At 72.2% G+C, this 12724-nt stretch carries 11 protein-coding genes; 7 read left to right on the forward strand and 4 right to left on the reverse strand.

Annotation, left to right across the window (positions count from 1 at the left end; genetic code table 11):
* Nucleotides 1-2: 2 nt before the first annotated feature.
* From ACYVIP_RS11990 to ACYVIP_RS12000, 3 genes are read right to left on the reverse strand one after another with little or no spacing between them, the layout of a single operon-like run.
* A complete protein-coding gene (locus tag ACYVIP_RS11990; RefSeq protein WP_460395260.1) occupies nucleotides 3-1022 on the reverse strand; it encodes a LysR family transcriptional regulator in 1020 nt (339 codons plus the stop codon).
* Nucleotides 1023-1054: 32 nt separating this feature from the next.
* Nucleotides 1055-2173: a CaiB/BaiF CoA transferase family protein gene (locus ACYVIP_RS11995; RefSeq protein WP_460395262.1), complete on the reverse strand. Its 1119-nt coding sequence runs from the start codon at nucleotides 2171-2173 to the stop codon at nucleotides 1055-1057.
* Nucleotides 2174-2180: 7 nt separating this feature from the next.
* Nucleotides 2181-3005, reverse strand: coding sequence for an enoyl-CoA hydratase/isomerase family protein (locus ACYVIP_RS12000; RefSeq protein WP_460395264.1), 825 nt, complete (start codon nucleotides 3003-3005; stop codon nucleotides 2181-2183).
* Nucleotides 3006-3172: 167 nt separating this feature from the next.
* Between ACYVIP_RS12000 and ACYVIP_RS12005 the strand changes: the two genes are divergently transcribed.
* From ACYVIP_RS12005 to ACYVIP_RS12025, 5 genes are all read left to right on the forward strand, one after another.
* Entirely contained in the window at nucleotides 3173-4147 is a 975-nt protein-coding gene (locus tag ACYVIP_RS12005; RefSeq protein ID WP_460395266.1) for a tripartite tricarboxylate transporter substrate binding protein, read from the forward strand.
* The gene (locus ACYVIP_RS12010) at nucleotides 4147-4614 is read left to right on the forward strand and encodes a tripartite tricarboxylate transporter TctB family protein (protein WP_460395268.1); all 468 of its coding nucleotides are present in this window, start codon (nucleotides 4147-4149) and stop codon (nucleotides 4612-4614) included. Before ACYVIP_RS12005 ends, ACYVIP_RS12010 begins: the two co-directional genes overlap by 1 nt.
* 13 nt (nucleotides 4615-4627) lie before the next feature.
* Entirely contained in the window at nucleotides 4628-6118 is a 1491-nt protein-coding gene (locus tag ACYVIP_RS12015; RefSeq protein ID WP_460395270.1) for a tripartite tricarboxylate transporter permease, read from the forward strand.
* 228 nt (nucleotides 6119-6346) lie between these two features.
* A complete protein-coding gene (locus ACYVIP_RS12020; protein ID WP_460395272.1) occupies nucleotides 6347-6994 on the forward strand; it encodes a response regulator transcription factor in 648 nt (215 codons plus the stop codon).
* Nucleotides 6991-8259: a sensor histidine kinase gene (locus tag ACYVIP_RS12025; RefSeq protein ID WP_460395274.1), complete on the forward strand. Its 1269-nt coding sequence runs from the start codon at nucleotides 6991-6993 to the stop codon at nucleotides 8257-8259. Before ACYVIP_RS12020 ends, ACYVIP_RS12025 begins: the two co-directional genes overlap by 4 nt.
* On the opposite strand, the gene ACYVIP_RS12030 is transcribed toward ACYVIP_RS12025, so the two are convergent.
* Nucleotides 8240-9739 carry an aromatic amino acid ammonia-lyase gene (locus tag ACYVIP_RS12030; protein WP_460395276.1) on the reverse strand — a complete coding sequence of 500 codons (1500 nt, stop codon included), beginning with the start codon at nucleotides 9737-9739 and terminating at the stop codon, nucleotides 8240-8242. The genes ACYVIP_RS12025 and ACYVIP_RS12030 overlap by 20 nt on opposite strands.
* Before the next feature lie 62 nt (nucleotides 9740-9801).
* Between ACYVIP_RS12030 and ACYVIP_RS12035 the strand changes: the two genes are divergently transcribed.
* Both ACYVIP_RS12035 and ACYVIP_RS12040 read left to right on the forward strand, forming a co-directional pair.
* Nucleotides 9802-11352 carry an NAD(P)-binding domain-containing protein gene (locus ACYVIP_RS12035; protein WP_460395278.1) on the forward strand — a complete coding sequence of 517 codons (1551 nt, stop codon included), beginning with the start codon at nucleotides 9802-9804 and terminating at the stop codon, nucleotides 11350-11352.
* Entirely contained in the window at nucleotides 11339-12724 is a 1386-nt protein-coding gene (locus ACYVIP_RS12040; RefSeq protein WP_460395280.1) for a class I adenylate-forming enzyme family protein, read from the forward strand. The genes ACYVIP_RS12035 and ACYVIP_RS12040 overlap by 14 nt, the downstream gene beginning before the upstream one ends.

Genomic DNA, 12724 nt, shown 5'->3' on the forward strand with positions numbered 1-12724 from the left:
GATCACTTGCTCCCGGTGTCCGTCGCGGGTTGGTACGGGGTTTCCGTCAGGCGTTGGTAGGCGGCCTCGATGGCGGTGTCGGCGGCGATGGCCGCTTCCAGTAGAGGCATGCCGCTTTCGGTGCGGTTGATGACGGCCTGGTGCCAGCGGTCCAGGTTTTCCCTGCTGAGTTCGAGGAATCCGCGTGCTGGTACCGACAACGGGGTGGTGGGGGTGATGGCGTAGATCGGCCTGAGGGTCAGTGGCTCCAGCAGCCGAAGGGTGGCTCCCCGCCGTCGGGCGTCGAGTGCCTGGCGCATGGGGAGCAGGGCGGCGCCCGCGCCGGCGATGATCAGGGGTACGAGGCCGGCCGGTTCGCTGGTGTCGACGACCACGACGGGCTCGATCGCGCTCGTGTCCCGCAGGGTGTCGAGGTAGGTGCGGCCGAAGCCGCGGTCGACGATCATCGGCAGGCCGTCCAGCAGTTCGACGGGCACCGGGTCGGGGAAGTCGGTGCGCCAGCCTGGTGGCAGCGCCAGTACGACCTCGCCGTCGCCGATGTGGGCGCATTGGATGCCCTGGCGGGACATGGGGGTGACGGTGTAGGCGAGCTCGGCCTCGCCGGAGCGGATCAGTGTCGCGATCTCGTCGGAGTCGCCGCTGTGCTGGGTGAGCCGGACGGTGAGTCCGGGGTGCTTGCGGCGGAAGTGGCCCACCCACGCGGCCAGGAAGTTCGACGTGAGGGTGGGGGAGATCGCCACGTCGACCCGGCCGCGCTCCAGTCCCTGGTAGCCCTTGGCGACCTGGCGGGCGTGCTGCAGGTCGCGGAGGATCTGGCGGGCGGGGCCGACGAGTGCCTCGCCGGCGGCGGCCAGCACCAGCCCACGCCCGACCCGGCGGAACAGCTCGACGCCGAGGTCGGTCTCCAGCCGGCGGATGATCTGCGACAGCGACGGCTGTGCCAGGTAGAGCGCGGACGCGGCCCGGGTGATGCTGCCCTGGTCGACGACGGCGAGGAAGCACTCGATCTCGCGGACGTTCATGTGCCGATCAAAAGCTCGGCGCTCGGGGCCGGTCAAGGCCAGCTGGGCGTGTCGGCACCTGGACGGGGTACGACCCGGTCCGGCGCGGGCGCCACCCCGTCGAGGGTAAACGGCAGGGACGGGACGGTGTAGCGGTCGCCGTCCGGGCCGATGCCGGTGGTCAGGACGCCACCGGCGCGCACATCCGGCGCCTCGGTCACGTCGCGGTAGGTCCGCACCGCCGCCGCGACGATCCCGTGGTCGGCCAGCAGGTCCAGGCACTCGGCCGTGCCCAGCACCGCGAACGTCGGCGAGATCTCCGTCAGCAGGGCCGTGCGGTGAGCGACCCGGCCCGGGTTGTCGGCGAACCGGACGTCGTCGAGCAGCCAGTCCTTGCCGATGAGCCGGCACAGCCGGGCGAAGTGCTCCGGGGTGTAGGCGGACAGGACGATCGCACCGTCAGCGGTGGGCACGAGGTCGGCGGCGGGGGCCACGGTCGCCTGGCCGTTCCCCTTGCGCCGCGGCTCCTGACCCGAGGCGTGCCACTCGCCCCACATCGCCGACTGCAGGTGGATCGCGGCGTTGAGCAGCGAGACCTCGGCGACGCCGCCCTCGCCGGTGCGCTCGCGGCGCAGGAGCGCGGCGAGGACGGCCTGGACGACCGCGTAGCTGGCGGCGACGTCGGCGATCGGGAACCCGACACGCAGTGGCTCGCCGTCGTGCTCCCCGTTGATCGACATCAGCCCGCTCTCGGCCTGCCCGGCGATGTCGAGGCCGGCCCGGCGTGCCGACGGCCCCGCCGGGGGGAAGCCGCTCACCGAGACGTAGATGAGTGCCGGGTGGGCCGTCCGCAGTTCGTCGGGGCCGAGGCCGAGGCGGTCAAGGACGCCCGCGCGCAGGTTCTGCACGACGACGTCCGCCTCCGCGATCAGCTTCACCGCGGTGTGCCGGTCGTCCTCGGCCTTGAGGTCGAGCACCACCGAGCGTTTGCCGCGGTTGTAGGCCAGGACGATCCCCTCGCCGTACGCGCCGATGCCGCGGGCCTGGTCGCCGGCCGGCGGTTCGATCTTGATGATGTCGGCGCCGAGATCGGCCAGCAGCTGCGTGGCCGCGGGCGCGGCGATGTAGTGACCGAACTCGACGACACGCACGCCCGCGAGTGGGCTGCTCATGGCACTCCTACTCTCCGGTGAACACCGGTCGGCGCTTCTCCAGGAACGCTTGCGCCGCCCGCCGCGCGTCGCCACTGCGAGCACAGTCGACCATGCGCGGCACCTCGGCTCGAAGGTAGTCGGGCAACGTGGCGAGTGCGGCGTCGTCCAGGTTCTGCCTGGCGTACCGCATCGCCATGGGTGCCTGCGCGGCGAGCTTGCCCGCCAGCTCGCCGACCCGCGCCGACAGGTCGGCCGTGGTCTCGGTGACGAGCCCGAGCCGCGCCGCCTCCGTGGCGGTGATCCGTCCGGGATCGAGGAGCAGCGCCCGCGCGCGGGCACCACCAACGGCGCGGGTCAGCAGCCAGGCACTGCCGAGGTCGCCGGACACCCCGGCGCTGACGAACGCCGTGTTGAACACCGCGCGCTCGGCCGCGATCCGGAAGTCGGCGGCCAGCGCCAGCGAGAGCCCGGCACCCGCACAGGCTCCGTTGACGGCGGCGATGGTCGGTGCCGGGAACGACACGAGTGTCTCCACGATGGTCGACGCGCGGGTCAGCCGCTCGCGGTCGTCGGCCGTCGACCGGCCACGCAACGTCCTGGTCTCCTGGTCCCGCGCGCTGCCCGAGCCGATCCGCGCGAGATCCGCGCCGACGCAGAAGTCGGCGCCGGCCCCGGTGACGACGAGGGCGCGCAGCCCGGCTGCCGAGCCGGCCCGCTCGAGCGTGTCCAGCAGGTCCTCCACGAGCTGCCAGGAGATCGCGTTGCGGCGCTCGGGTCGGTTGAGGGTCACGGTGCCGACGCCACCGTCGAGCGTGAACGACACCGTCCGGCCAGGTGACGTCGAGTCCATGTGGTCATCCTGGGCACTGCCGTTGTAGTGCGTCAAAGAGCAAAACGAAGGGAGACTCATTGCCGGAGCCAATGAGTGACTCATTGCCTTTCGCAATGAGTCCGGTTGGGTTCACGTCTTTGACGTACTCCGTCGTGCGCGGTGGACTGTGGGCCAGGAGGTAGTCGATGAGTGCTCGTTCAGCCAGGTCAGGTGTCGTGTTGGTCGTGGTCGTCGCGCTCGGCGCGCTGGTGGCGACCGCGTGTGGCAGGCCGGGACAGGGCGCCGGCTACCCGGCCAGAGATGTCCAGGTGGTCGTGCCGTACCCGGCGGGAAGCGCCATCGACGCCACCGCCCGCGCGCTGGTGGAGGTGATCAACAAGCAGGACCGGCTCGGCAAGCGCCTCCAGGTCGTGAACAAGGAAGGCGGCGCCGGGTCGGTCGGCACCACGGAGGTGCTCAACGCGAAGCCGGACGGTCACACGATCGGCATCCTGCCCGACGGCCCGCTGACGTTGATCCCGCACACCGAGGAGATCTCCTACGACCCCGGGAAGATCACGGTGCTCAGCGAGGTCACCACGTCGCCGGTGTTGTTCGCGGTTCCCGGCGACTCGCCGTACCAGGACGTCGGGGACCTGGTGGACGCCGCCAGGGCGAACCCGGGCACGATCACGATGGGTGACGGGCCACTCAACTACGCCGTCCCGGCCCAGAAGTTCGAACAGCTGACGGACACGACGTTCAAGCACATCAAGTTCGACGGCGACCAGGCCACCACGACGGCCCTGCTCGGCGGCAACATCGCCGTGGGAGTCGTGCAACTCGCCGGGGTGGCGGCGCAGCTGAGGTCCGGCAAGGTCCGGGTGCTGGGGGTCGCGTCGACCGAACCCGTCGAGCTGGCGCCCGACATCCCGACCTTCGGCTCGCAGGACGTCGACCTGGACTGGGCGGCGTACAACGTGGTCGTGGCCCCGAGCGGGCTGCCGGCCGAGGTCGAGCGGAAGCTCGCGGACGTGTTCGACGAGGCCGTCAACAGCGCGGAGTTCGCCGACACCGCGCGTGAGCTGGGACTGGTGGTCAGTGGACTGGACAGTCAGGAGGCGCGGGACCGCCTGACCAGCAAGTCCGACGAAGCCGCGAAGCTCCTCGCGCCGAAGTGATGACCAGGCGAGTCACCCGCGACATGGTCGCAGCCGCGACGCTGCTCGGGCTGGGCCTGCTGTACGGCGCGCTGTCCGTCGGGGAGGGTCTCGGCTCGGTGGGGGACACCGGGGCCGGGTTCTTCCCGTTCATCGTCGCGCTCGTCCTGGTCGCCGCCAGCGTGACCGTCCTCGTGCGGAGTGGCCGGGAGACGGTCTCCACCGAAGTGGCGGCGGCCGACGGCGACGTCCACTGGTGGCGGATCGCGGGCGTCCTGGGCGCGGCCCTGCTGGTGCCCGCGGTGGGGGAGACGGTCGGGATGATCGTGACGCTGTCGGTCGCCCTGGTCCTGATCGCCAAGGTCATGGGCATCTCCCGGTGGGTCAACGCGCTCATCCTCGGCGTCGCCTTCGGCGCGGCCACCTGGTTGGTCTTCGTCTACTGGCTGTTCGTGCCGCTGCCGGCCGGCACGCTCGGCCTGGTCTGAACGGGAGGCCGACGTGTTCGACGACCTCGGGGCGGGCTTCGCCGCGTTCGCGGACCCCACCTTCATCGTCCTCGCGCTGGTCGGCGTCGTGCTCGGCACGGTGGTCGGGGTGCTGCCCGGCATCGGGCCCATCGGTGCGATGTCCGTCCTGCTCGGGATGACGACGCAGCTCGGCGCGACGGGTTCGCTGATCCTGTTCGCCGGCATCTACTTCGGTTCCACCTACGGCGGGTCGACGACCTCGATCCTGCTCAACGTGCCCGGCGAGGCGTCGTCGGTGGTCACCGCGCTCGACGGCCACGAGATGACGAAACGGGGGCGGGCGGGGCCCGCGCTGACCATCGCGGCCGTCTCGTCGTTCGTGGCGGGCACTGTCGCGATCTTCGGTCTCATGATGTTCGCGCCGTGGCTGTCCGGGATGGCGGTCAAGCTCGGTCCGCCCGAGTACCTGGCACTGTGCGTCGCGGGCCTGTTGTTGCTGGCGGCCCTGTCCACCGGCTCCACCGCGAAGGCGATCGTCATGATCTGCGCCGGCCTGGCGGTCGGCACGGTCGGCATCGACCCGGCAAGCGGTGACCTGCGGTTCACCATGGGCTCGACCGATCTGGCCCAGGGCTTCAGCTTCATCGCCATCGTGATGGGCGTCTTCGGCGTCGCCGAGGTGCTGACGATGGCCGGCAGGCGGTGGCGGCCGGAGCCGGTCAGCGCGCCGAAGCTGCGGGAACTGTTGCCCAGCAGGCAGGAGTCTCGGGCGGCGGCGCCCGCGGCGGTCCGCGGGTCGGTGATCGGGTTCCTGCTGGGGCTGGTGCCCGGTCCGGCGGCGGTGCTGTCCACGTTCGCGTCCTACGTCACCGAGCGGAAGCTCGCCAGGCACCCTGAGAGGTTCGGCAGGGGTGCGGTGGAGGGGGTGGCCGGTCCGGAGGCGGCCAACAACGCGGCGGCCGGCGCGGCGTTCGTGCCGTTGCTGGCGTTGGGTATCCCGTTCGCGCCGACGATGGCGCTCGTGCTCGCCGCACTGCTGCTCAACGGGATCGTGCCGGGACCGACGTTCATCAACGACCAGCCGGAGCTGTTCTGGACGGTCATCGCGGCGATGTACATCGCCAACCTGATGCTGCTGGTGCTCAACCTGCCGCTGGTCGGGTTGTTCACGCGCCTGCTGTCGATCCCGCCACAGGCGTTGATGCCACTGGTGATCGGCCTGTGCGTCGTTGGCGTGTACGCCGAGGGCAACTCGATGTTCGACGTGGTGGTGATGCTGGTCGCGGGCCTGCTCGGGTTCCTGCTGCGCCGCATCGGGTTCAGCATGGCCCCGTTCGTGCTCGCCGTCGTCCTGCAGCCGACACTCGAGACCTCGCTACGCCAAACCCTCGCCTTCTCCGACGGAAACCCGGGCTACGTGCTCGGCCGCCCCGTCAGCATGGTGATCTTCGGCCTCGTCGTCCTGGCGACGGCCGTGTCCATCCGACAGGCTCGACGACGTAGCCGGGCCGACGCCGGCTGACGCGCGTTCGTTGTTGACCGCCTTGACCACGTGCGACGCTGGCAGGTGTGCCCGCACCAGCTCGCGGCGAGCCGGCGATGAACACGTGAGCGGGTAGTACGCGCGCCCGCTGGTCAACGGTTCACCGCGGAGCGTGAGGTTCCCGTCACTCTTGACGCCCCGCCCCGGAGTGGGATTCTGAGGACCGTGCCAGGTCACGTCAAAACCTTGTCGCCACGCGGTTTCCGGGTGTTGATCATCGAGGATGACAGTGAGCTTGTCGGGTTGCTGTCCGAGGCGTTGCGGGACGAGGGCTATGACGTCGACATCGCGCTCGACGGGCAGCAGGGGCTGCATCTGGGGCTCACCCGCCCCTACGACGTGCTGGTGATCGACCGTGGGCTGCCGGTGCTCGACGGGCTGGACCTGCTGGTGCGGCTGCGATCGAGGGACGTGCGGGTACGGGCGCTGATGCTCACCGCGTTCGGCACGGTGCACGACCGGATCGACGGGCTGGACGCCGGCGCCGACGACTACCTGGTGAAGCCCTTCGACCTGGACGAGCTGAGCGCGCGGCTGCGGGCGCTGTGCCGGCGGGCACTGGAGGTGGCGGACGCGTTGCCGATCGGCGCCGGGCACCTCGATGTCGGGCAGCGGGAGGCGGTGCTGGCCGACGGGGAGCGGGTGCCGCTGTCGCCGAGGGAGTTCGCCCTGCTGCGCGAGCTCGCCCTGCGCCCGAACGTCGTACACCCGCGGTTGTCCCTGCGGCGCACGGTCTTCGGCGACGCCTCCGGGTCGTCCATTGTGGACACCTACGTGTACTACCTGCGGGCGAAGCTCGGCAAGCAGGTGGTCCGGACGGTGCAGGGGCTCGGCTACCGGTTGGGGGCGCTGTGAGTCGTTCGTGGGCCGAGTCGGAGCGGGCGGTGCTCCGGCGGGCGCGGCTGCGGGTCAGCGTGCTGGTGGCACTGGCGATCACGGTCCTGGTCATGCTCGTCGGCGGGATCGCGTACACGATGATGACCCACGCGCAGGACGACCAGGTCGCCCGCGAGCTGCGGTACAACATCGAGCACGGCACGCCCGCCGCGCCGCCGGGCTGCACGTGGCTGTTCTCCCTCGCCTACGGCACGCTCGACCTCGGGGTGCTGCCGCCGCCGGCGGGCTTCCCGCTGCACGACGACCTGCGCGCGGTCGAGGAGTCGGGCACGGCGATCGAACGGACCGTGGACCGCAACGACACCGTGTACCTGGTGCGCACGGAACCGGCGTCGAGCGGGCGCACGGTGCAGGCGGTGTTCGACACCCGCTACCAGATCGCGGACCGGCGGCACCTGGTGGTGGCGCTGGTGGTCGCGGAGCTCGGCGGCCTGCTCGCCGCCGCGGTGACCGGGCTGGTGGTCGGCCTGCGCGCGGTCGCGCCGCTCGCCGAGGCGCTCGCCAGGCAGCGGCGCTTCGTCACCGACGCCAGCCACGAGCTGCGCACGCCGATCGCGCGGGCCTACACCCGGGTGCAGCTGCTGGCCCGGCGGGCCGCCGCCGAGGACCTGCCGAGTGAGCACCGCGAGAGCATCAGCAGGCTCGCCGGGTCGATCGGCGCGCTCGGGGACGTGGTCGACGACCTGCTGCTGTCGGCCCGGTTGGCGGCCGATCCCACCGACTTCGACGTCCAGGTCGTCGACCTCGGCGAACTGGCCGAGTCCGCGATGGCGCCGGAGCGCGACCGGGCCGCGCTGCGGGGGGTCACGCTGGCCGTCGACCGCCGGACCGGGCCGCTGGCGGTCGTCGGTATCGAGACCGCGTTGCGCCGGGTCGTCGGCGAGCTGCTGGCCAACGCGGTGCGCCACACCCCGGCCGGCGGGCGGATCGACGTGCAGGTCGCGCGGTCGGCGGTCGCGGGGCAGGTCGAGCTGACGGTGGCCGACAGCGGCGCGGGGTTCGACCCTCGGGAGGCCGACCGGCTGTTCGACCGGTTCCACCGCGGCTCCGCCGGTGCCGAGCGGCAGTTCGGGCTGGGGCTCGCCCTGCTGCGGGAGGTGGTGACCAGCCACGGCGGCACCATCAGGGCCGTCGGCCATCCCGGCCGCGGTGCCCGCTTCACCATGCGGTTGCCCGAGGCGCAGGCGCGCACGGAACAGGGGGTCAGCGCACCACACCGGTGACGATCCCGGCGGCGGTGCGCACGTCGGTGTCTAGTGGCCGGTCCGGGTTCACCGGCGGGATCGCGTCGGCCAGGGCGGCGAGCAGCGCGGCGCACCCCGGGGCGGTTGGCGAACGCGCGCCGACGTGCGCGGCCTGGCGCAGCCCGAGCGCGAGGGACCCGCACAGCAGCCACAGCAGGTCGGCGAGGTCGTAGGCGCGCAGCGCGGCCTGGGTGCCGAACGGCACGACGTCCTGGTTGTGCAGGTTGGTCGGCAGGCTCTGGGTGCTCGCGGGCACGGCGGTGCGGCGGATCTCGGCCACGAACGCGGTCGTCGCGAGCTGGACGCCCTGCAGTCCGTGCTGTTGCCCGGGACCCGCGGCGAGCATGGGCGGCAGCCCGGTGTTGCGGGCCGGGTCGACGAGCAGGTCCAGCTGCCGCTCGGCGAGGTTGCCCAGCGAGGCGGTGACCATCGCGAGCACGTCGGCGGCGAACGCGGCCGGCTGGCCGAAGAAGTTGCCGCCATGGGCGACCAGGTCGTCGTCGGGGAAGAACAACGGGTTGTCGCTCACCCCGGCGAGGTCGGCGGCGACCACCCCGTCCACGTACCGCAGCGCGTCCTCGGCGGCGCCGAGCAGCTGCGGCGCGCACCGGATGCTGTAGGGCTCCTGCAGCGGCCGGTTTCCGCTCGGCGTCGCGCCGGCGAGGGTGGCGCGCATGTGCGCGGCGACGGTCACCGCGCCCGCGTGCCCGTAGGCGGCGATGAGGCGGTGGTCGAGGAATCCGGGGTCGCTGCCGAGGATGTCGGTGAGCAGACAGGTCAGGTCCCGCAGTGCGCGCTGGGCCGCGCGGACGCGGTCCAGCGCGAGCGCGGTGGCCGCCGTGGTCACCGACGTGCCGTTGACCAGTGCCAGCGCGTCGCGCCCGTCCAGCGACAGCGCGGTGAGCCCGGCGCGGTCCAGCGCCTCGGCGGCCGGCAGTCGCGCACCGTCCACATAGGCGTGACCGCGGCCCCGCAGTGCCTGCGCGGCGTAGGCGAGCGGGATGAGGTCGCCGCTGGCGCCGACCGAGCCGTACCGGGGGACCGCGGGGGAGAAGGTGGTCGCGAACATGGCCGCGAGCGCCTCGACCACGTGCGCGGAGACCCCGGAGGCGCCCTGGCCGAGCGACCACGCGCGGACCAGCAGCGCGGCCCGGGTGATGTCCGCTGGCAGGTCGGGTCCCTGCCCGGCACCGAGGTGTGCGAGCGTGTTGTCGCACTGGTCGGCCTCGTCGGCGCGGCCGGCGAACCCGACCAGCGCCCCGAATCCGGTCGTGGCGCCGTAGACCGGACGGCCGTCGTCGGCGAGCACCGACCGCAGGTACTCCCGGCCCCGCGCCACTCGCGCGCGCACCGTGGGTCCGATGTGGACGGTGAGCGGGACGGCCGCGCGGCGCAGGTCCTCGCCGCGCAACGGCTGGCTCAGGTCGACGGGAGCCGTGGTCGGCGCGGTCGTGGTCACGGCACCGACGGTAGGCAGGTGATCTCAGAGAGTTCTGAGATCATGTGGCTACCGTCCCGGCCATGGCGCACGACTACCTGATCATCGGGGCCGGGCCCGCCGGCCTGCAGCTGGCCGCCCACCTGGCCGTGGCCGGCCGGGACTACGCCGTCCTCGAACGCGGGCCGGGGCCGGGCACCTTCTTCACCCGCTATCCCCGGCACCGCACGCTGATCTCGATCAACAAGGTGCACTCCGGGTACACCGACCCGGAGCAGCGGATGCGCATGGACTGGAACTCGCTGCTGAGCGACGACCCGGAGCTGCTGTTCACCCGGTACAGCCCCAAGTACTTCCCGGCCGCCGACGACCTGGTCCGCTACCTCGCCGACTTCGCCGAGCGGACCGGTGTCCGCGTGCACTACGACACCGACGTCACGCGCGTCTCCCGCGACCACAACGGGTTCACCGTCACCGACCGAAGTGGACGGACCTGGTCGGCGACGCGGCTGGTCGTCGCGACCGGGGTCTCCCAGCTGTACGTGCCGCCCATTCCCGGTATCGAGCACGTCGAGCGCTACGACACGTTCGACACCGACCCGTCGTCGTTCACCGACCAGCGGGTCCTGGTGATCGGCAAGGGCAACTCCGGGTTCGAGACCGCGGACGCGCTCGTCGAGCACGCGGCGGTCATCCACGTCGCGGGGCCGAGTTCGGTGAAGCTCGCGTGGCAGACCCACTACGTCGGGCACCTGCGCGCGGTGAACAACAACTTCCTGGACACCTACCAGCTCAAGTCCGAGAACGCCGTGCTCGACGGCACGGTCGAGCGGATCGAACCCCGCCCCGGCGGCGGTTTCCGGGTGATCTTCCGGTACGCGCGCACGGTCGAGAAGCTGCGGGAACTGGCGTACGACCGGATCATCGCGGCCACCGGCTTCCGGTTCGACGCGTCGGTCTTCGACGAGACCTGCCGGCCGGCACTGGTGATCAACGACCGTTTTCCCGAGCAGACCCCGGCGTGGGAGTCGGTGAACGTGCCCGGCCTGTACTTCGCGGGCACCCTGAGCCAGCAGCGGGACTTCAAGAAGTCGACGAGCGGATTCATCCACGGCTTCCGCTACGGCGTCCGCGCGCTGCACCGCATCCTCGCCGCCCGCCACCACGACACGCCGTGGCCATCGACCGAGCTTGACCAGGCGCCGGACGCGATCGCCGACGCCATCGTCGCGCGGGTGAACCGGTCTTCCGCGCTGTGGCAGCAGTTCGCGGTCATGGGGGACGTCGTCACGGTCGACGGCGGGACCGCGCGGTACGCCGAGGAGGTGCCGGTCGCGTACGTGGCCGACGGCGGGCTCGGCGCCGCGGCGCACCGGTTCGTGACCACGCTGGAGTACGGGCCGGACCACGACACCGTGGATCCGTTCGACATCACCATCCCGAGGGTCGCGGAGAACGACGCGGTCAACGCGGCCGACGCGAGCTACCTGCACCCGGTGGTGCGCTACCACCGCGACGGCGTGCTCACCGCGACCCACCACCTGGCGGAGAACCTGGAGAACCACTGGGACCTGCCGGCGGTGCACCAGCAGCCGTTGTCGGTGTTCGTGAAGGAATGCCTTGCCGGGGCGTGAGACCGAGCCGTTCCCCCGCGCGGTGCTCGACGCGCTCGACGCGGCGGGGGACCGGCCGGTGTTCGAACACGGCGACCGGGTGCTGTCCGGTGCCGCGCTGCTCGATCTCGTCGCCCGGCTCGCGACCGCGCTGCGGCGCGCGGGGCTCAGGCCGGGCGACGGCGTCGCCCTGCGGCTGGGAGTGACACCGGCGGCGTTCGCCGCGATCCTCGCCGCGCACGTGGTCGGCACCCGGGTGGTGGGCATCCGGCCGGGGCTGGCCGACGAGCAGGTACGCCACCTGCTCTCCCTGGACATCGCGGCGGTCGTCACGGACGCCGACGTCGCGGGCATGGCCGCCACCGAACCAGGACCGCTGCGCTGCGCGGGCCGCCCCGGCGACGTCGCACGGATCCTGCACACCAGCGGCAGCACCGGGGTCCCCAAGGCGTGCGCGCAGACCTACGCCGCCATGACCGCGGCGTGGACCGCGCGCCCGGCCGCGTGGCCACCGGCGATCCGCGAGCTGGCGTCCCGGTTGGACCGTCACCTGGTGTTCGGCACGCTCTCCAGCCAGGTGATGTTCGAGTACGCCGTACTGACCGTCGTCGCGGGCGGCACCGTGGTGGTCGCCGACGATCCCGGGCTGCCCGGCGCGGTCACCCGTCATCGCGCGTCCTCGAGCGTGCTCACCGTGCCCCGCCTGGCCAAGCTCGTCGCCCGGCAGCGAACGGAACCGGCCGACCTGGCGACGCTGCGCGCGCTGCTGGTGTCCGGCTCCCCGCTCACCCCCGACCGGCACCGGGAGGCGTTGGCGGTGCTCGGCCCGGTCGTGTTCCACGGTTACGGCCAGACCGAGACCGGCACGATCGCGTTGGCCACCCCGGCCGATCCGCCGGGGTCGGTCGGCTTTCCGTTGGTGGAGCTGAGTTGCCGGGACGACGGCGAGCTGTTCGTCCGCGCCCCCGCGCAGGCCGACGGCTACTGGGGCGACCAGGAGCAGTCGGCGGCGGTGTTCGCGGACGGTTGGGTGCGCACCCGCGACCTCGGCCACCTCGACGCCGACGGCCGCCTTTACCTGTCCGGCCGCACCCGCGACGTGGTGATCGTCAACGCGAACCTGCACTACGTCGGTCCCATCGAGCGGGTGATCGCCGAGCACCGGGACGTCGCCGAGGCCTACGTGGTCGCCGTGCCGGACGAGGACACCGGCGAGGCCGTGCACGCGTTCGTGGTGCCCGCGGGCGCGCGGCGCCCCGACCTCACCGAGCTTCGCGCGCTGGTCACCGCCCGGCTCGGCGCCGCGTGCGCGCCCGCCCACCTCACCGTCATCACCGAACCTCCGGTCGCGCCGAGCGGCAAGCCGGACAAACGCCTGCTGTTGTCCCACTGA

This window comes from Actinophytocola sediminis (genome assembly GCF_054779715.1).